We start from the raw sequence: 18,124 nt of genomic DNA, 5'->3' as shown, positions 1-18,124 counted from the left end.
AGTGTGCACGTCAGGACCGACACCCCGAGGGCTCAGGAGACGTCGCTGAAGCGCCGCAGGGTCCAGCGGGGCGGCGGCCAGCCGGTGGGATCGCCGTCGGTGGTCCACTCGGTGATCGAGGCCGGCGCCACCTCCATGTCGAACGCCCGGAACAGCGGCTGGGCGGCGAGCGCGTGGAAGGACGCCTCGACCGTCTCGGTGTGCCCGACCAGCACGGCCGTGCCACCCCAGTGCCGGTGCGCGATGTCCATGATCGCGCGGCTGACGCGGACGACCAGCTCGGCCCAGCTCTCGTTGCCCTCCTCGAACGGCCGGAACACCCCGCCGCCCTCCACGGCGTGTTCGGTCTGGAACTGGGCGGTGGGCAGCCCGTCGGCGTACGGCGGGGTGTGCCAGGCGCAGAGCCCGCAGTCGGGCACCGGGCTGACGCCCAGCGCCTCGGCGATGGGCCACGCGGTCTCCACCGTCCGGCGCAGCACCGACGAGTAGACCGCCACCGGACCGGCGACGGCGAGTTCGTCGCGCAGTCGGTCGGCCAGCCGGCGCGCCTGCTGATGGCCAGAGTCGGTCAGTCCCCGGCAGCCACCGGGGCCGCCCACGACATCCTCGACCTTGTGCACCGACTCGCCGTGCCGGACGAAGAGGAGCCGAGTTCGCATCAGGACATCATGTCCTGCCCCGGGGCACCCTGTCGATCAAGCAGCGGCAACGTTCAGTACGTGACGCGGTACCAGTGGGCCGTCTCGCCGGGAATCGGCGTCAGTCGAACGGCAGGCCCGCCCGGGTCGTCGAAGATGCGCACCCCGGCGCCGAGCAGCACCGGAGCGAAGAAGATCAGGACCTCGTCGAGCAACCCGGCCCGGACGCACTGCCGGGCGACGTCCGCGCCGAGGACGTTGACGTACTTGTCGCCGGCGGCCTCCCTGGCCTGCGCGACGGCGCCGGGCAGGTCGCCGACGAACGTGATCCCCGGGTGCGGCTCGGCCGGCGGCCGGTGGGTGAGAACGAACACCGGGCCGTGGTACTGCCCGCCGAACGCGCCCTCCTTGTCGGTGCCCCGGTTGGGGTCGCCGCCGCCGAAGGTGCCGTTTCCCGCGAGGATCGCGCCGACCCCGGCCAGCAGGCGCTCCGCCGTCGGGTTCTCGCCGGTCAGGTGCTCGGTCAGCCAGGACATGTCGCCGCCGGGGCCGGCGATGTAGCCGTCGAGCGACGCCGTCGCCGAGTACAGCAGCTTGGCCATGGTGCTCCGTTCGTCGGTGGTCGGCCGGGTGGACCGTCGCCGGCCGGCGAACCCGTCAGCGGGCGGCCTCAGACGTTGAAGCGGCACTTCACCGGGTTGCGTCGCCGATCAACAGCTTGACGCACCGTCGCGACCGTCGGAGAACCCCACCTACAGCGCTATGGTCCGCACCCGCCGCCCGCACAGCTTGACCATGTCGTCGACATCGGAGGTCAGGACCGCCACCGGTGCGGGTAGCCGTAGCGCCACCTCGGCGACCATGGCGTCGATGGCGTACTTGTGCCCATGTAGCCCTGCCGCCTTCAGCAGCCCGGCACTGCGACGGGCACTCTCCTTCGTCACCGCCTCCACTCGGATTCGGGACAGCAACCAGTTCAGCCGCGCGATGTCCAGACCGGAGTGGGAGACCTCGATGATCGTGGCCGCCGACATGGCGAGGTCGACCCCATCACGCTCCGCCTGCTCGAACAGGCGCATTACCTTTCGATCCTGGTCGATCCACCTTGAGAAGCCCTGCGAGTCGAGCACCAGCGACTCAAGGCTCACGCCGCACGCCCGATCTCCTCGGTCCCGTGCAACAGCGCCCGAGCCTCGGCCATCTCCTCGTCAGTGAACGCCCCGAGCTCGCCTTGGTAACGGTCCAACTCCTCCCGGAGAAGTCGGCGCCGCTCGGCCCGCTCGGCCAGCTCGGTGAGGTAGCCGGAGACGTTGTCGGTGTGGGTCTTCATGCTCTCCAGCAGCTCTGCCGGCAGCGTGATGGTGACCTTCTTCGTCCTCGCCATTCACCGACCATACCACGGTGTTACCACCGCTGAGCGGAACCGATCCGAGCCGCTCGCATGACCTGACCGGCCTCAGACGTTGAAGCGGAACTCCACGACGTCGCCGTCCTGCATGACGTACTCCTTGCCCTCGATGCGGACCTTGCCCGCCGCCTTCGCCGCCGCCATCGAGCCGGCCGCGACCAGGTCGTCGTAGGAGACCACCTCGGCCTTGATGAAGCCGCGCTGGAAGTCGGAGTGGATGACCCCCGCGGCCTCCGGGGCGGTCGCGCCGACCGGGACCGTCCAGGCCCGCGCCTCCTTGGGCCCGGCCGTGAGGTACGTCTGGAGCCCGAGCGTGCGGAAGCCGACCCGGACGAGCTGGTCGAGCCCCGGCTCGGACTGCCCGATGGACTCCAGCAGCTCGCGGGCCTCCTCCTCGGGCAGGTCCACCAGCTCGGACTCGATCTTGGCGTCCATGAAGACCGCCTCGGCCGGCGCGACCAGGGCGCGCAGCTCGTCGAGGAACTCGGCGTTGGCCAGCTCGGCCTCGTCGACGTTGAAGACGTAGAGGAACGGCTTGGTGGTGAGCAGGTGCAGCTCGCGCAGGTGCTCCAGGTCGATCTTCGCGGCGGCGGCACCGGCGTACAGGGTGGTGCCGCCGTCGAGGACCTCGACGGCCTGCTTCGCGGCGGTCACGGCGGCGGCCCGGTCCTTGCGGAGCTTGGCCTCCTTCTCCAGCCGGGGCAGCGCCTTCTCCAGGGTCTGGAGGTCGGCCAGGATCAGCTCGGTGTTGATCGTCTCGATGTCGTCGGCCGGGGAGACCTTGCCGTCGACGTGCACCACGTTGGGGTCGGAGAAGGCCCGCACCACCTGGCAGATCGCCGACGCGTCCCGGATGTTCGCGAGGAACGCGTTGCCCCGGCCCTGCCCCTTCGACGCGCCCCGGACCAGGCCAGCGATGTCGACGAACGACACCGGCGCGGGCAGGACCTTCTGCGAGGAGAAGATCTCGGCCAGCTTGGTCAGCCGCTCGTCCGGCAGCCCGACGACGCCGACGTTGGGCTCGATCGTGGCGAACGGGTAGTTCGCCGCGAGCACGTCGTTCTTGGTCAGCGCGTTGAACAGGGTGCTCTTGCCGACGTTGGGCAGGCCGACGATCCCGATGGTGAGGCTCACGGCCGGCCAGTCTACGCGGCCGACCCCCGCCGCCTCCCGTCAGCTCGCCTCACCGGGTCACCGGCCGCCTCCGGTCGGCTCACCTCGGTCGGGCAGCAGCCGCGGCTCGATCCGGGTCTCCCGGACCTCCCCGTCGGCGGCGCGCGCGACCTCGTACGCGGCGACGCCCGGCCGGTCGGCGACCGCCTCGACCAGGCGGGTGCCCCGGTAGACGAGCCCGACGCCGTCGTCGGTGCAGTGGCTCGTCGGCAGCGTGCCGTCGGCGACCAGCGCGTGCATCAGGGGTCGCCGCTGCTCCTCGCTGTCGTAGTGCACCCCGTTGCCGTACGGCAGCCAGCCCAGGCCGTCGGTGAAGCCGCGCAGCCGGGGGCCGAAGCTGTCGGTGGCACCGCCGAGGTGCCAGCAGATCGAGCCGGCGGAGACCCCGGCCAGCACCACCCCGGCCTGCCAGCACTCGTGCAGGATCTCGTCGAGGCCGTGCACGCGCCACACCGCGCACAGGTTGGCGACGCTGCCGCCGCCGACCCAGAGCACGTCCTGGGCGAGCAGGTGCGCCCGGACGTCGTCGACGTTCGGCATCGGGAACAGCGCCAGGTGCGACGCGCGGAACCGGGTGCCGGCGAACGCCGCGTGGACGGCGGCGATCGAGGAGTCCCGGTCGCCGACGGCCTGGCCGAGGTAGCACAGCCGGGGTGCGGGACCGGCCTCGGCCAGCTCGGCGGCCAGCTCGAAGACCGGCCCGGGGCGCAGGTCGTAGGGCCCGCGCCGGCGGCTGAGGAAGCCCATGCTGGTGGCGACGATGGTGGGTTCGCTGGCGGGCACGGCGGTCGGTCCTCTCCTCGGCGGGCCGTCGCGACGCGCGTCGGGCGCGCGGCGCGGCCTCAGGGCGGGTGGGGTCAGGGCGGGTGGGGTCAGGGGCGGGTGCGGGGGCGACGGTTGGTGACGTCCGGGGCGGCTGTGGGGGCGGCAGCGGCGAGCAGGTCGCGCAGCAGCTCCGCGAGCCGCTCCTGGTCCCGCTGCGGCAGGGCGTCGAGCAGCCGCCGCTGGGTGGCCAGCCCGGCGTCGGCGGCCTCCTCGGCCACCTGCCGGCCGGTGTCGGTGAGGGTCACCTGGAGACCCCGCCGGTCGGCCGGGTCGGGGGCGCGGCGGACGAGGCCGGCGCGCTCCAGGCGGTCGAGGCGGCCGGTCATCCCGCCCGAGGTGAGCATCAGCCCGGCGGCCAGGGCCTTGGGGGCGAGCGTGTACGGGGCGCCGGCCCGGCGCAGGGCGGCCAGCACGTCGAACTCGCCCCGGCTGATGCCCCAGGCCGCGTACGCCCGCTCCTGCTCGTCGCCGACCAGCCGGGCCAGGCGGAAGATCCGGCCGAAGACGGCCATCGGCTCGGGCCGCATCCCGGCGCGCTCGCGCCGCCACTGCTCGACGATGGCGTCGACGTCGTCCCGCTCGGTCACCCCGGCATTGTGCCCCACCTCGCACTGGCGCTGTTGACTCGGAGGTGATTAGCTTACATCCAAGCTACTTAGCTACTAATGATTGGTCTCCCATGCCCCGCCGCACCGCCGACCTGCTGGCCACCGCCGCCGCGCCCGCCGCCTGGGGCACCACCTACCTGGTCACCTCCGAGCTGCTGCCGCCCGACCGGCCGCTCTGGTCGGCGGTGGTGCGGGCCCTCCCGGCCGGCCTGCTGCTGCTCGCCGTGACCCGACGCCGCCCCCACGGCGCGTGGTGGTGGCGGGCCGCCGCGCTCGGCGCGCTCAACATCGGCGCGTTCTTTCCGCTGCTCTTCTACGCCGCGTACCGGCTGCCCGGCGGCACCGCCGCCGTGCTCGGCGCGGCGCAGCCGCTGCTGGTCGCCGCGCTGGCCGTGGGCGCCCTCGGCGAGCGCCCCCGGCCGCCGGCCCTGCTCGCCGCGCTCGCCGCGCCGCTGGGCGTGACGCTGGTCGTGCTCCGCCCCGACGCCGGCACCGACCCGCTGGGCGTGGCCGCGGGGCTCATCGGCACCGCCGCGATGGCGGCCGGGCTGGTGCTGACCCGCCGCTGGGGCCGCCCGCCCGGCGTCGGCACCCTCGCGGCGACGAGCTGGCAGCTCACCGCCGGGGGCCTGCTGATCGCGCCGCTCGCGGTCGCGGTCGAGGGACCGCCGCCGTCCGTCGACGGCCCGGCCCTGCTCGGGTACGCCTGGCTCGGGCTGGTCGGCACCGCCGCCGCGTACGCCCTGTGGTTCCGCGGCGCGGCGCGGCTGCCCCTGACCCAGGTCTCCGTGCTCGGCGCGCTGAGCCCGCTGACCGCCGCCGCGCTCGGCTGGCTGGTGCTGGGCCAGGCGTTGAGCGCGACGCAGCTCGCGGGCTTCGCCCTGGCGATCGCCGCGACCGTCGTCGGTCAGCTCCCGGCGCTGCCGGGCGCCCGGCCCGGAGGACGCGCCGCCGGCCGCCGGCGTCCCCCGACGACGCTCTCCGCAGACACGTCGCCGCCCGCCGGCCACCCGGGCCCCGGGACGACTCCGTCCGCCGGCGCGCCGCCGGCCGCCGGCTATCCGAACTCGCGGCTGCCGGCACCGGAGAACACGTCGGTGGCGAACTCCCGGCGGACCGTCGGCGGCAGCTCCCCGGCCGCCGCGCCCGGCAGCGTGAACCGGTGCGCGGCGGACGGGCCGGCCGCCTCCGACTCCCCGAGCATCCAGCGCACCTCGTCGACCGTCCAGCCCAGCCCGGTGCGACCGGCGATCTCCCGCACCAGGCGCAGCCCCACCCGGGTGTCGTCGTCGTAGAAGCGCATGCACCAGTGGTGCGCCCACATGCCGAGCGCACGCAGGCCGGCGGCGTCGAGCGAGGCGACGAGCCGACCGCAGGCCGTGTCCGGGAACGCCCGCCCCGGGTCACCCGCCCGGTCCCGCTCGATCGCCCCGTACGCCGCCGGGGCGACCGCCCGCATCCGGTCGTAGAAGCCCTGGACCACCGTGCGGTCGAGCCGCGCCCGCCCCGACCGCATCAGCGCACCCCTCGCCCGGCCACGCTCGCCATCGCCGCACCCCTTCTTGAGTTGGTGGCGGGACGGTACCGGCCACGACCGACACTTTCCCGCCCGGATCCGCCCGCCCGGGCGCACGCGGCCGGGCTGACCTGGAGCACCGTTGTTAACAGGGGGCCCTTCCTCTACAGAAGGCGTTAACAAGGGGCCCCTCCTTGCAACCAGGTCCGATTTCCGCGAGCCGGGCGCGGGGAGGGCGGGGCAGTATCGGTGGCGTGGAGTTGGAGTTCGAGCGCTGCTACCGGGCCGTCGACAGCCGCGACCAGCGGTTCGACGGCTGGTTCTACACGGGCGTGACGTCGACCGGGATCTACTGCCGGCCGTCCTGCCCGGCGACGACGCCGAAGCGGCGCAACGTCCGGTTCTTCCCGTCAGCCGCCGCCGCCCAGTCGGCCGGGCTGCGGGCCTGCCGCCGGTGCCGCCCCGACGCCGCCCCGGGCTCCCCCGAGTGGGACGTCCGGGCGGACGTGGTGGGCCGGGCCATGCGGCTCATCGCCGACGGGGTGGTCGACCGGGACGGGGTGCCCGGGCTGGCCACCCGGCTCGGTTACACCGAGCGGCACCTGCACCGGATGCTCCGCGCCGAGCTGGGGGCCGGGCCCCTGGCGCTCGCCCGGGCCCAGCGCGCCCAGACCGCCCGCATCCTGATCGAGACGACCGGGCTGGGCATGGCCGAGATCGCGTTCGCGGCCGGGTTCGGCAGCGTCCGGCAGTTCAACGACACGGTGCGGGAGGTCTACGCCGCCGCGCCGTCGCAGCTGCGGGTCGCCCGGGGCGGCCGGCCGGCGCCGGGCGGGGCGGGCACGATCACGCTGCGGCTGGCGTACCGGCCGCCGCTGCACGCGGCGGCGCTGCTGGACTTCCTGGCGCTGCGGGCGCTGCCCGGCGTGGAGGAGGTGCGCGACGGGACGTACCACCGGGGGTTGCGGCTGCCGCACGGCGCGGCGGAGGTGGCGCTGACCCCGGCGGACGGGCACGTCTCGGCGACGCTGCGGCTGGCCGACCTGCGCGACCTGGCCCCGGCGGTGGCCCGCTGCCGCCGGCTGTTCGACCTCGACGCCGACCCGGCGGCCGTCGACGGCACCCTCGCCGCCGATCCCGCGCTGGCCGCGGCGGTGGCGGCGGAACCGGGCGTACGCCTGCCCCGGGCCGTCGACGGCCTGGAGATGCTCGTCCGCGCCGTCGCCACCCAGCAGGTCTCCCTGGCCTCGGCCCGCACCACCCTCACCCGGCTGCTGCCCGCCGCCGCCACCGACGGCGGGCTGCGGGGCTTTCCCGGCGCGGAGGAGCTGCTGGCGCTGCCGGACGAGGCGTTCCGGATGCCGGCGGCGCGGCGGGAGACGATCCGGGCCGCCGCGCGGGCCGTCGCCGACGGCTCGCTCGACCTCGACCCGGGCGGGGACCGGGAGGAGGCCGCACGGCGGCTCCTGGCGCTCCCCGGGATCGGCGCCTGGACGGCCGGTTACGTGGCCATGCGCGCCCTCGGCGACCCGGACGTCGGCCTCACCACCGACCTGGCCGTCCGGCGCGGTGCCGCCGCGCTCGGCCTGCCCCACGACCCATCGACCCTCGACGCGTACGCCGGGCGCTGGCGCCCCTGGCGCTCGTACGCGGTGATCCGACTCTGGAGAGCAGCATGACCACCACCCTCGACGGCGCGGTCGTCGGCACCCCCGCCGGCCCGCTGAGCATCGTGACGGGCCCCGACGGGGCGGTCCGGGCGGCCGGGTTCACCGCCGAGCCGGAGTCGCTGCTGCCGCTCGTGCACCCCGGGTTGCGCGGCCCGGTGCGGCGGCGCGCCGACCTCGGGCCGGTGACCGCCGCCGTCGCCGCGTATCTCGACGGCGAGCTGACCGCCATCGACGCGGTGCCCGTGCAGCAGCACACCGGCGGGGCGTTCCAGGCGCACGCGTGGCGGGTGCTGCGCGAGGTCGGGCCCGGCCGCCCCGTCACCTACACGGCGTACGCCGGGCTGGCCGGGCGGCCGGCGGCGGTGCGCGCCGCGGCGGCGGCCTGCGCCCGCAACGCCGCCGCCCTGTTCGTCCCGTGCCACCGGGTGCTGCGCACCGACGGGAGCCTCGGCGGCTACCGCTGGGGGCTGGACGTGAAGCGCTGGCTGCTCGCCCACGAGGCCCGGCCGGCGGCGGAAACCGTTGCGGACAAAGAGAACTGCCGAAAGTTGACAGCATCAATCATCCACTGAGGCGTTACCGTCGGTTAGTGCCTGCGGAGAGCGACGGCGTACCGACCCACCGTGGCGACGCCGCTCGCCCGCTGCGCAACCTGTGGCGGCTGCGCCACTACCTCCGCCCGCACGCCGTCGCGTTCTGCTGGCTGCTCGTGGCGGCGCTGGCGGCCACCGGGGCGAGCCTGGCCGTGCCGCTGGTGGTGCAGCGGGTGGTCGACGGCCCGGTCGCCCGGCACGACCCGGGCGGCCTGGTCCGGCTCGGCGCGCTGGCCCTGCTCCTCGGCCTGGCCGAGGCCCTGCTGATCTTCATCCGCCGGTGGGCCCAGACCTCGTCCTCGGTGGGCATGGAGGCGACGATCCGGGCCGACATCTACGCCCACCTGCAACGGCTGCCGGCCGGCTTCCACGACCGGTGGCAGACCGGGCAACTGCTGTCGCGGGTCACCAGCGACCTGTCGGTGATCCGCCGGTTCCTCTCCTTCGGGCTGCTGTTCCTGGTGCTCAACCTGGTCACGTACGTCGCCGTGGTGGTGCTGCTGGTCCGGCTGCACCCGACGCTGGGGCTGCTGGTGGCGGCCAGCGCCGTGCCGCTGTTCCTGATCAGCCGCCGGTTCGGCCGGTATTACCACGCGGCCTCGCGGCGGATGCAGGACCAGCAGGGCGACGTGGCCACCCTCGTCGAGGAGACCGCGCAGGGCCTGCGCACGATGAAGGCGTACGGCCGGGGGCCGGAGCTGGCCGCCCGGTTCGCCGACGGCGCGCGGGCGCTGCACGACACCGGCGTGGCCAAGAGCCGGCTGCTGGCCCGCACCTCCGCGCTGTTCGACCTGGTGCCCAACCTGACCCTCGGCGTGGTGCTGGTCGCCGGGGCGGTCGCCGCCGCCCGGGGCGCGCTGACCATCGGCGAGCTGGTCGCGTTCGTCAGCCTGCAGCTGATGCTGATCTGGCCGGTGCAGTCGCTGGGCTGGATCATCGCCAACGGTCAGGAGGCCGCGACGGCCGCCGACCGCATCCAGGAGGTGCTGGACACCGAGCCGGCGATCGTGGACGCCCCGCACGCCGTCGGCCTGGCCCGGGCGGGCGTCCGGGGCCGGCTGGCGTTCGAGGGCGTGTCGTTCCGCTACCCCGGCACGCCCGCGCCGGTGCTGCGCGGCATCGACCTGACCGTGGAGCCGGGCGAGACGCTGGCCCTGGTGGGCGCCACCGGGGTCGGCAAGAGCACCCTGCTCTCGCTGGTGCCCCGGCTGCACGACGTGTCCGCCGGCCGGATCACCCTCGACGGCCACGACGTGCGGGACCTGCGGCTGGCCTCGCTGCGCCGGCTGGTCGGGGTGGCCTTCGAGGAGCCGACGCTGTTCTCCATGTCGGTCTGGGAGAACCTCACCCTGGGCCGCCCCGACGCCGACGCCGACGAGGTCCGCGCGGCGCTGGCGCTGGCCCAGGCGGACTTCGCGTACGAGCTGCCGTGGGGGTTGGCCACCCGGGTCGGCGAGCAGGGGCTCACCCTCTCCGGCGGGCAGCGGCAGCGGCTGGCGCTGGCCCGGGCCGTCCTCGGCCGGCCGGCGCTGCTGGTGCTGGACGACCCGCTGTCCGCCCTCGACGTGCACACCGAGGCGCTGGTCGAGGCGGCGCTGCGGCGGGTGCTGCGGGACACCACCGCCCTGCTCGTGGTGCACCGGCCGTCGACGGTCGCGCTGGCCGACCGGGTGGCGCTGCTGGAACGGGGGCGGATCACGGCGGTCGGCACCCACTCGCGGCTGCTGGCCACGGTGCCGGCGTACCGGGCGGTCCTCTCCGCCGACCCGGCCCCACCGGCAGACGCGGGGCCGCGGGCGGGAGCGGCGCTGGCCGGGCCGGACGGCCGCGGGCTGGTGCGCTCGTGACCACGACCGCCGACGCCGACGCCAATGCCGCCGGGGGCACGGCCGACGACGCCGAGCGGCACGAGGCGGCGGCGCACCTGGACCTCCAGCGGTGGCGGGGGCGGGCCACCGACCCGGAGGCCGACCGGAGCCGGGCCGAGGAGGCCACCCCCGAGGCCATCGCGCGGCTGCGGGTGCGCAGCCGGGCGCTGCTGCGCGACCTGCTGCGCCCGCACCGGGGACGGCTGGGGCTGGCCGTGGGGCTGCTGCTGGCCCAGAACGCCGCCGCCATGTCCGGGCCGTACCTGGTGATGCTCGGCATCGACCGGGCCATCGGGCCGCTGCGGGCCGGGGACAGCGGGCCCCTGGTCGCGATCGCCGGCGCGTTCGCCGCCGCCACGGTCGTCGAGTACGCGGCCCGGCGCGGCTTCCTCACCCTCTCCGCCCGGATCGGCCAGGCCGTGCTGCTGGAGCTGCGCCAGCGGGTGTACGGCCACTTCCTGCGGTTGTCCGTCGGCTTCCACGAGCGCTACACGTCCGGCCGGATGATCTCCCGGCTCACCAGCGACCTGGACTCCATCGCCGAGCTGCTCGACGGGGGCGTCGACAGCCTGGTCCTCGCCGGGCTGTCGATCCTGTCGGTGGCCGGCATCCTGCTCTGGCTGGACCTGCCGCTGGCGGCGGTGACGCTGCTGGCGTTCCCGTTCCTGTTCCTGCTGTCCCGCTGGTTCGCCCGCGCCTCGGCCGGCGCGTACCGGCGGACCAGGGAGGCCGTGTCGCTGGTCATCGTCCACTTCGTCGAGTCGCTGCGCGGCATCCGGGCGGTGCAGGCGTACCGGCGGGAGCCGCGCAACCAGCGGATCTTCGCGACCGTCAACGACGACTACCGGCAGGCCAGCCTGCGCGCGTTCCGGCTGATCGCCACGTACTCCCCGGGGATCAAGGTGATCGGGAACGTGACCGTGGCGGTGGTGCTCGGCTACGGCGGGGCCCGGGTGCTCGGCGGCGCGATGGAGGTGGGGGTGCTCGCCGCCTTCCTGCTCTACCTGCGCCGCTTCTTCGAGCCGATGCAGGAGCTGAGCCAGTTCTACAACTCGCTCCAGTCGGCGACGGCGGCGCTGGAGAAGCTCGCCGGGGTGCTCGACGAACGGCCGGGGGTCGCCGAGCCGGCGCGCCCGGCACCGCTGCCCGGCGGCGACGCGCGCGGCGCGGTGGAGTTCCGGTCGGTCTCCTTCGGCTACCGGGCCGGCGCCCCCATCCTGTCGGGCCTGGACCTGACCGTGCCGGCCGGGCAGACCGTCGCGCTGGTCGGGGCCACCGGGGCGGGCAAGTCCACCATCGCCAAGCTGCTGGCCCGGTTCCACGACCCGGACGCCGGCACGGTCGCCCTGGACGGGGTCGACCTGCGGGACCTGGCCGACGCCGAGCTGCGCCGGGCGGTGGTGCTGGTGACCCAGGAAAACCACCTGTTCAGCGGCTCGGTGGCGGAGAACATCCGGTTCGGCCGGCCGGGCGCGGACGACGCGGCGGTGCAGGCGGCGGCCCGCGCCATCGGCGCGCACGACTTCATCGCCGCCCTCCCCGACGGGTACGCCACCGAGGTGCGCCGCCGGGGCGGCCGGCTCTCCGCCGGGCAGCGGCAGCTCGTGGCGTTCGCCCGCGCGTTCCTCGCCGACCCCCGCGTGCTGATCCTCGACGAGGCGACGTCGTCGCTCGACGTGCCCACGGAACGGCTGGTGCAGCGGGCGCTCGCCACCGTGCTGCGGGACCGCACGGCGCTGGTGATCGCGCACCGGCTCTCCACCGTCGAGACGGCCGACCGGGTGCTCGTCCTCGACGGGGGCCGGGTCGTGGAGGACGGCCCGCCCGAGCGGCTCACCGCCACCGGCGGCCGGTACGCGGCGCTGCGCCGCCAGTGGCGCGACTCCCTGGTCTGACCCAGGGCCGGCGATAAGCCGTGGTCGGTGCGGTCCACGGTGCCTACCATCGACCGATGACTGAACCGGGCAGGTCGGCCCGCGCCGGTGTCCCCGAGCGTCCCACGCTCGACGGGATCGAGGACACCTGGGCGCGCCGCTGGCAGGACGACGGCACGTACGCGTTCGACCGCACGAAGACGCGGGCCGACGTGTACTCCATCGACACCCCGCCGCCGACCGTATCGGGCGAGCTGCACATGGGGCACGTCTTCTCCTACACGCACACCGACACGGTGGCCCGGTTCCAGCGGATGCGCGGCCGGACGGTCTTCTACCCGATGGGCTGGGACGACAACGGCCTGCCCACCGAGCGCCGGGTGCAGAACGTCTACGGGGTGCGCTGCGACCCGACGCTGCCGTACGACCCGCAGTGGCAGCCGCCCGCCGCGCCCGTGGACGACGCCGCCCGGAAGAACCCGACCCCGATCTCCCGGCGCAACTTCGTGGAGCTGTGCGGGACGCTGACCGTCGTCGACGAGCAGGCGTTCGAGGCGCTGTGGCGGCGGCTCGGGCTGAGCGTGGACTGGTCGCTGACGTACACGACGATCGGGCGGGCGGCCCGGGTCGCGTCGCAGCGGGCGTTCCTGCGCAACCTGGCCCGGGGCGAGGCGTACCAGGCGGAGGCCCCGACGCTGTGGGACGTCGGCTTCGCCACCGCCGTGGCGCAGGCGGAGCTGGAGGACCGGGAACGGCCGGGGGCGTACCACCGGCTGCGGTTCGCCGGGCCCGGCGGGCGGGAGGTGCTGATCGACACCACCCGGCCGGAGCTGCTGCCGGCGTGCGTGGCGCTGGTCTGCCACCCCGACGACGAGCGCTACGCCGACCTGGTGGGCGCGGTCGTGCGTACCCCCATGTTCGGGGTGGCGGTGCCGGTGCGCGCGCACCCGCTGGCGGACCCCGCCAAGGGCACGGGCGTCGCGATGGTGTGCACGTTCGGCGATCTGACCGACGTGACCTGGTGGCGGGAGCTTCAGCTCGACACGCGGGTGGTGATCGGCCGCGACGGCCGGCTGCTGCCGGAGCCGCCGGCCGGGGTGCCGGCGGGGCGGTACGCGGCGCTGGCCGGGCAGACCGTGGCCGGGGCCCGGCGGGCCGTGGTGGGGCTGCTCGCCGACGCGGGGGACCTGGTGGGCGAGCCGCGCCCGGTGGTGCACCCGGTGAAGTTCTACGAGAAGGGCGACCGGCCGCTGGAGATCGTCTCGACCCGGCAGTGGTATCTGCGCAACGGGGGCCGCGACGCCGGCCTGCGCGCGGAGCTGCTGGCCCGGGGCGGGGAGCTGCGCTGGGTGCCGGGGCACATGCGCAGCCGCTACGAGCACTGGGTGGGCGGGCTGACCGGTGACTGGCTGGTCAGCCGGCAGCGCTTCTTCGGGGTGCCGGTGCCGGTCTGGTACCGGCTCGACGACACTGGCGAGCCGGACTTCGCCCACCCTCTCACACCGGACGAGTCGGCGCTGCCGGTCGACCCGTCCGGCGAGCCGCCGCCCGGCCACGACGAGTCGCTGCGCGGACTGCCGGGCGGCTTCGTCGGCGACCCGGACGTGCTGGACACCTGGGCCACGTCGTCGCTGACCCCGCAGATCGTGGGCGGCTGGGAGACCGACCCGGACCTGTTCGGGCGGGTCTTCCCGATGGACCTGCGCCCACAGGGGCAGGAGATCATCCGCACCTGGCTGTTCGCCACGGTGGCCCGCGCCCATCTCGAACACGGGGTGCTGCCCTGGCGGGACGCGGTGCTGTCCGGCTGGATCCTCGACCCGGACCGCAAGAAGATGGCCAAGTCCAAGGGGAACGTGGTCACCCCGATGGCGCTGCTGGAGCAGTACGGCTCCGACGCGGTCCGCTACTGGGCGGCCAGCGGCCGGCCGGGGATGGACCTGGCGTTCGACCCGGCGCAGATCCGGGTGGGCCGGCGGCTGGCCACCAAGCTGCTCAACGCGTCGCGGTTCGCCCTGGGGCTGGGCGCGGCGGACGCCCTGCGCGCCCCGGCGACACAGCCGCTGGACACCGCGATGCTCGCCGAGCTGTCCGGCGTGGTCGCCGCCGCCACGTCGGCCTTCGACGCGTACGACCACACGGCCGCCCTGCAGGCGACCGAGTCGTTCTTCTGGCGGTTCTGCGACGACTACATCGAGCTGGTGAAGGAACGCGCCTACGGCACCGGGCCGGGGGCCGACTCGGCGCGGGCGGCGCTGGCCACCGCCCTGTCGGTGCAGCTGCGGCTGTTCGCCCCGGTGCTGCCGTTCGTCACCGAGGAGGTGTGGTCGTGGTGGCGCTACGGTTCGGTGCACCGCGCGCCGTGGCCCACCACCTACGAGGTGGACCGGGCGATCGGGGGCACGGCCGACGCGGGGCTGCTGCGGCTGGCGTCCGACGCGCTGGGCCAGGTGCGTCGCGCCAAGTCGGAGCGGAAGCTGTCGATGAAGGCGGAGGTGCCGCTGGCCGAGGCGCTCGGCCCGGCCGACCTGCTCGACCGGCTGACGCTGGTCGCCGACGACGTGCGGGCGGCGGGGCGGATCGGCCGGCTGGACCTGCTGCCGGGCCGCACCCCGGAACTGGTGATCGCCTGCGCCGTGTGAGGAGGGGCTAGTAAGGAGGGGCCCCTTGTTAACGCATTCTGCATAGCAGGGGCCCCCTCTTAACACCGGCGGCGGGGCGACGGGCGGGTCACCAGCCGCGCAGCATGCGCACGCCGAGCAGGGCGGCGACCACGGCCGGCCCGAGCAGCAGGGTGACCGCCTGGAGCCGGTACGGCATCCGGTGCCGGGCCACCTCGACGGCGTTCCCGCCGACGAGCAGGCCGGCGGCCAGCACGAAGCCGCCCCACCAGTGGGTCTCCCCCGGGTCGACCAGGCGGTGCCGGATCAGCATGAGGGCGACGCCGACCCCCGCGCCGGCCACGGCGAGCAGGGCGACCGTGCGGTGCAGCCCGCGCGCCAGCGGGTCGGTGGGCCGCCACAGGTAGGTGCCGGCGACCACGAGGCAGGGCAGCATGATCAGGACGGGCCAGCCCCCGCCCATCGTGCCGGTCATCAGCAGCGCCCCGACCGTGAAGACCAGCAGGCCGACGCAGCCGACGACGTACCCGGCGAAGGCCCGGCCGCCGCCGCGCGCCAGCAGCGCCCCGCCGGCCGCGCCGATCAGCGCGCCGGGGATCAGCACGAAGCCCGCCCACCAGTGGAACCGGCCGGCCGTCTGGGCGACCGAGGTGGTCGCCGCCACGGCCACGCCGGCGGCCGCCAGGCTGGTCACCCAGTGCCGGGCGTGCTTCGGGTACGTCCGCCGGGGCGCTGCCCGGCCCGTGTCGGCCACCATGCTCCCAGCCTGCCGGGCGGCGCGGGCGGGAGCCATCCGGCAGGCCCTACCTTCTCCGTTCCGGCGGCCGGGTGGGGAGCCGGTGCGACGGGCCCGCCGTGCCGGCTCCCCCGATCCTCCGGCTCCCCGCTCTCCCGGCTCCCCCGGGCTCAGCTCCGGGTGATCACCTCGTTGTTCTTGAGGCTCTCGGTGCGCTGCTGGACGAGGGTGCGCAGCCGCTCGGCGTCGGAGTCCACCGCCGCCGCGTCGACCCCGTCGACGGTCTTCAGCACGCCGGTGATCGCGTCGAGCGCCCCGGTCGCCCGGCCGCTGGCGTAGACCTGCTGGTACAGCTCGCGGTACGCGTCCTCGTAGACCTCCTTGAACGCGTCGCTGGCCAGGAACCGCTCCTTGAGCTTGTGGCCGGTCATCATGCCGCCCATGCGCACCGGACCGGCCTCGCCGCCCTCCTGTTCCGTGGCCCCGCCGCCCGGCGGCTGCCTGCCCTCCGGCAGTTGCGCGCCCTCGGGGAGCTGCATGCCCTCGGGGAGCTGTGCGCCGTCCTGGGGCTGCGTCCCGCCCGGGGCCTGCCCGCCGCCCCGCATGCCGAAGCCGCCGCTGTCGTGCGGGCCCTGGGAGGCGTTGCCGCTGAAGGTCAGGTTGTGGTCCCAACTGATCACGCTGAACTTCTTCGTCTCCAGGTCGTACCAGAGGTAGTAGTTCTTCCCCGGCCCGGACATGTCGTCGAAGTTGAGCAGCAGGTTCTGCAGCGCGACGTAGCGGGCGAACGAGTCCACGTCGACCCGGTCGGCGAGCTGCGCGTCGAACTCCTCGTCGCTGGCCGAGTTCACCCACCTGATCAGGTTGATCACGGGCTGGAGGTCCTGGCTGCCCTTCATCGTGATCTGCTTGAAGTCGTCGGTGTAGTCGGTCTGGTCGTCGCCCTGGTCGGTGAAGCTGCTGCTGGCCAGGGACTTGTAGAGCACGCCGGTGCCGCCCATCTGGTCGGCGAAGTTCTCGTCCGGGTGCTCGACCAGGAGCCGGGCCGTGGTGGGCCGGTCGTTGACCGTGAACGACGAGTACGCGTACCGCTGGGCGGCCTCGCCGGTGCTGTCGAGCAGGGACAGCGACAGCGCCTCGTTGAGCACCGTGGAGCCACCGCCCATGCCGGCCACCCGGACGGCCACCTCGCGGTGCCCCTGGTAGCGGCGGCCGTCGACGAACTCGTCGAAGCTGATCAGCCAGGGCAGCGTCTCGGGCTCCTCGGCCTTCAGGCTGGTGCGGGTCATCCCGCCGCCGGGGAACCCGCCACCGGCCTGCCGCTGGCCTGTCTGCTGGCCGGTCTGGTCGCCCTGCTGGCCCGTCTGTTGGTCGCCCTGCTGACCCGTCTGGCCGGTTTGCTGACCGCCCTGCCGCTGGCCGGCGTCGGTGGGGCGCCCGCCGCCGTTGGGCATCCCGCCGGCCGGGCCGGCGCCGGTGCCGCGCGGCCTGGACTCGCCCTTCCAGGTGAGGCTCTGCAGGGTCGAGTTGCCCTTGAGCCGGATGCCGACGCTGGGCAGGGTGGTGCCGTCGACGGTCAGGTCCGCCTCGACGTACTCCTTCTCCCCCTCCTTCCAGTAGGTCTCCAGCATCCGCTGGTAGTCGGCGTCGGCGAAGGTCAGCGAGATCGAGTGCGCGACGCCGGCGTCGAACAGGTCGGTCGTGCCGGCGATGTCCACCGTCACCGTGTCCGCCGAGGTGTCGCCGGCGCTGGTCACGTACGGTCGGATCCGCTCGGTGCCGAGCACCAGGGTGAGGACGGCGAGGAACGCCGCGCAGGTGGTGAGCAGCTTCCAGTTCTGGCGGACCCGGGCGGGCAGCCGGCGGCGCAGCGCCCGGGGCAGCGGGGACCGGGCCCGGGGCGGCTCGGCCATCACAGGTCCGTCTGGTCGTAGCCGGTGAGCACCGTCACCCGCTGGCCGGAGGTCCGCTCGCTGAGCGCCGAGATCAGGTCGCCCGGCTCGGTGCCCTTCTTGAGCCGGACGGTGAACATCAGCTCGGTGAGCGCGCCGGCCCGGATCGACTCCAGGCTGACCAGCTCGAACTCGGTGGTGTAGCGGACCAGCACGTCCTGGATGTCGGCGGTGTGGTTGCCGCCGGCCGGCACCTGGACCTTGACCACCTGCCGCTGCACGTTCAGCGCGAACCAGTTGAACCGGTACATCACCACGATGATCAGGCTGATCGCGACGGCGGCGACGACCGCCAGGGTGTAGAAGCGGGTGCCGCAGGCCATCCCGACGCCCATCACCAGGAAGATGAACCCGACGTCGCGGGTCTCCTTGATGGCGTTGCGGAACCGTACGACCGACAGCGCCCCGACCAGGGCGAACGCCCGCGCGATGTTGGAGCCCACCACCAGCATGATCAGCGAGATCAGCATGCCGAGGATGATCAGCGTCTGCACGTACGACTGGCTGTAGGACACGTTGCGGTGGGTGGCCCGGTAGACCCAGCCGATCATGGCGCTGAGCAGGAACGACAGCGACAGCGCGATGGCGATGTCGCCCACGCTGAACGTGCCGGACAGGTCCTGGAACGTGATGTCCATCGGG

General features: G+C 74.6%; 16 protein-coding genes and 1 pseudogene. 6 read left to right on the top strand and 11 right to left on the bottom strand.

The window, feature by feature from the left end:
* Positions 1-32: 32 nt before the first annotated feature.
* From LPA42_RS11510 to LPA42_RS11480, 7 genes are all read right to left on the bottom strand, one after another.
* A complete protein-coding gene (locus LPA42_RS11510) occupies positions 33-659 on the bottom strand; it encodes a histidine phosphatase family protein (RefSeq protein ID WP_043965748.1) in 627 nt (208 codons plus the stop codon).
* 53 nt (positions 660-712) lie between these two features.
* Positions 713-1,240 carry a dihydrofolate reductase family protein gene (locus LPA42_RS11505; RefSeq protein WP_077938392.1) on the bottom strand — a complete coding sequence of 176 codons (528 nt, stop codon included), beginning with the start codon at positions 1,238-1,240 and terminating at the stop codon, positions 713-715.
* Between the two features lie 150 nt (positions 1,241-1,390).
* Entirely contained in the window at positions 1,391-1,786 is a 396-nt protein-coding gene (locus LPA42_RS11500) for a PIN domain-containing protein (RefSeq protein ID WP_077938391.1), read from the bottom strand.
* On the bottom strand, positions 1,783-2,022 hold the full coding sequence (locus LPA42_RS11495; RefSeq protein WP_077938390.1) for a hypothetical protein: 240 nt from the start codon (positions 2,020-2,022) through the stop codon (positions 1,783-1,785). Before LPA42_RS11495 ends, LPA42_RS11500 begins: the two co-directional genes overlap by 4 nt.
* Before the next feature lie 72 nt (positions 2,023-2,094).
* Positions 2,095-3,180 carry a redox-regulated ATPase YchF gene (ychF, locus tag LPA42_RS11490; RefSeq protein ID WP_043965744.1) on the bottom strand — a complete coding sequence of 362 codons (1,086 nt, stop codon included), beginning with the start codon at positions 3,178-3,180 and terminating at the stop codon, positions 2,095-2,097.
* Between the two features lie 57 nt (positions 3,181-3,237).
* Positions 3,238-4,002 carry a peptidase E gene (locus LPA42_RS11485; RefSeq protein ID WP_077938389.1) on the bottom strand — a complete coding sequence of 255 codons (765 nt, stop codon included), beginning with the start codon at positions 4,000-4,002 and terminating at the stop codon, positions 3,238-3,240.
* Between the two features lie 89 nt (positions 4,003-4,091).
* Positions 4,092-4,631 carry a MarR family winged helix-turn-helix transcriptional regulator gene (locus tag LPA42_RS11480; RefSeq protein WP_228986543.1) on the bottom strand — a complete coding sequence of 180 codons (540 nt, stop codon included), beginning with the start codon at positions 4,629-4,631 and terminating at the stop codon, positions 4,092-4,094.
* Between the two features lie 92 nt (positions 4,632-4,723).
* On the opposite strand from LPA42_RS11480, the pseudogene LPA42_RS11475 reads away from it, so the two are divergent.
* Positions 4,724-5,542: pseudogene (locus LPA42_RS11475) on the top strand (EamA family transporter); the annotation flags it as partial.
* 167 nt (positions 5,543-5,709) lie between these two features.
* Here the strand turns inward: LPA42_RS11475 and LPA42_RS11470 are convergent.
* Complete coding sequence (locus tag LPA42_RS11470; RefSeq protein ID WP_228986542.1) at positions 5,710-6,168, bottom strand: hypothetical protein; 459 nt, start codon at positions 6,166-6,168, stop codon at positions 5,710-5,712.
* A gap of 254 nt (positions 6,169-6,422) precedes the next feature.
* Here LPA42_RS11470 and LPA42_RS11465 point away from each other — a divergent pair, with 254 nt between their 5' ends.
* The 5 genes from LPA42_RS11465 to valS all read left to right on the top strand — a co-directional run bounded on the left by LPA42_RS11465 (position 6,423) and on the right by valS (position 14,815).
* Positions 6,423-7,847: an AlkA N-terminal domain-containing protein gene (locus LPA42_RS11465; RefSeq protein WP_077938384.1), complete on the top strand. Its 1,425-nt coding sequence runs from the start codon at positions 6,423-6,425 to the stop codon at positions 7,845-7,847.
* Positions 7,844-8,410: a methylated-DNA--[protein]-cysteine S-methyltransferase gene (locus LPA42_RS11460; RefSeq protein WP_077938383.1), complete on the top strand. Its 567-nt coding sequence runs from the start codon at positions 7,844-7,846 to the stop codon at positions 8,408-8,410. The genes LPA42_RS11465 and LPA42_RS11460 overlap by 4 nt, the downstream gene beginning before the upstream one ends.
* Before the next feature lie 17 nt (positions 8,411-8,427).
* Positions 8,428-10,278 carry an ABC transporter ATP-binding protein gene (locus LPA42_RS11455; protein WP_077938382.1) on the top strand — a complete coding sequence of 617 codons (1,851 nt, stop codon included), beginning with the start codon at positions 8,428-8,430 and terminating at the stop codon, positions 10,276-10,278.
* 77 nt (positions 10,279-10,355) lie between these two features.
* Positions 10,356-12,194, top strand: a complete 1,839-nt coding sequence (locus LPA42_RS11450) for an ABC transporter ATP-binding protein (RefSeq protein WP_077938387.1) — start codon at positions 10,356-10,358, stop codon at positions 12,192-12,194.
* A 56-nt stretch (positions 12,195-12,250) separates the two neighbouring features.
* Complete coding sequence (gene valS / locus LPA42_RS11445; RefSeq protein WP_077938381.1) at positions 12,251-14,815, top strand: valine--tRNA ligase; 2,565 nt, start codon at positions 12,251-12,253, stop codon at positions 14,813-14,815.
* 88 nt (positions 14,816-14,903) lie between these two features.
* Here the strand turns inward: valS and LPA42_RS11440 are convergent, their stop codons facing one another.
* The 3 genes from LPA42_RS11440 to LPA42_RS11430 all read right to left on the bottom strand — a co-directional run bounded on the left by LPA42_RS11440 (position 14,904) and on the right by LPA42_RS11430 (position 18,120).
* Positions 14,904-15,551, bottom strand: coding sequence for a hypothetical protein (locus tag LPA42_RS11440; RefSeq protein ID WP_228986541.1), 648 nt, complete (start codon positions 15,549-15,551; stop codon positions 14,904-14,906).
* A gap of 149 nt (positions 15,552-15,700) precedes the next feature.
* Positions 15,701-17,443, bottom strand: a complete 1,743-nt coding sequence (locus tag LPA42_RS11435; protein WP_077938379.1) for a CotH kinase family protein — start codon at positions 17,441-17,443, stop codon at positions 15,701-15,703.
* Complete coding sequence (locus LPA42_RS11430; RefSeq protein WP_077938378.1) at positions 17,443-18,120, bottom strand: DUF4956 domain-containing protein; 678 nt, start codon at positions 18,118-18,120, stop codon at positions 17,443-17,445. Before LPA42_RS11430 ends, LPA42_RS11435 begins: the two co-directional genes overlap by 1 nt.
* Between the last annotated feature and the right edge of the window lie 4 nt (positions 18,121-18,124).

The organism is Micromonospora sp. DH13, assembly GCF_020873825.1.
GTDB lineage: Bacteria > Actinomycetota > Actinomycetes > Mycobacteriales > Micromonosporaceae > Micromonospora > Micromonospora haikouensis.
This window is presented reverse-complemented; position numbering and strand designations above follow the sequence as displayed.

Bases quoted from the DNA above. Each gene is read 5' to 3' on its own strand.
- LPA42_RS11440 (WP_228986541.1), bottom strand. From the start codon at position 15,551: ATGGTGGCCGACACGGGCCGGGCAGCGCCCCGGCGGACGTACCCGAAG.
- LPA42_RS11430 (WP_077938378.1), bottom strand. From the start codon at position 18,120: ATGGACATCACGTTCCAGGACCTGTCCGGCACGTTCAGCGTGGGCGAC.
- LPA42_RS11510 (WP_043965748.1), bottom strand. From the start codon at position 659: ATGCGAACTCGGCTCCTCTTCGTCCGGCACGGCGAGTCGGTGCACAAG.
- LPA42_RS11470 (WP_228986542.1), bottom strand. From the start codon at position 6,168: ATGCGGTCGGGGCGGGCGCGGCTCGACCGCACGGTGGTCCAGGGCTTC.
- LPA42_RS11460 (WP_077938383.1), top strand. From the start codon at position 7,844: ATGACCACCACCCTCGACGGCGCGGTCGTCGGCACCCCCGCCGGCCCG.
- LPA42_RS11495 (WP_077938390.1), bottom strand. From the start codon at position 2,022: ATGGCGAGGACGAAGAAGGTCACCATCACGCTGCCGGCAGAGCTGCTG.
- valS (WP_077938381.1), top strand. From the start codon at position 12,251: ATGACTGAACCGGGCAGGTCGGCCCGCGCCGGTGTCCCCGAGCGTCCC.
- LPA42_RS11505 (WP_077938392.1), bottom strand. From the start codon at position 1,240: ATGGCCAAGCTGCTGTACTCGGCGACGGCGTCGCTCGACGGCTACATC.
- LPA42_RS11435 (WP_077938379.1), bottom strand. From the start codon at position 17,443: ATGGCCGAGCCGCCCCGGGCCCGGTCCCCGCTGCCCCGGGCGCTGCGC.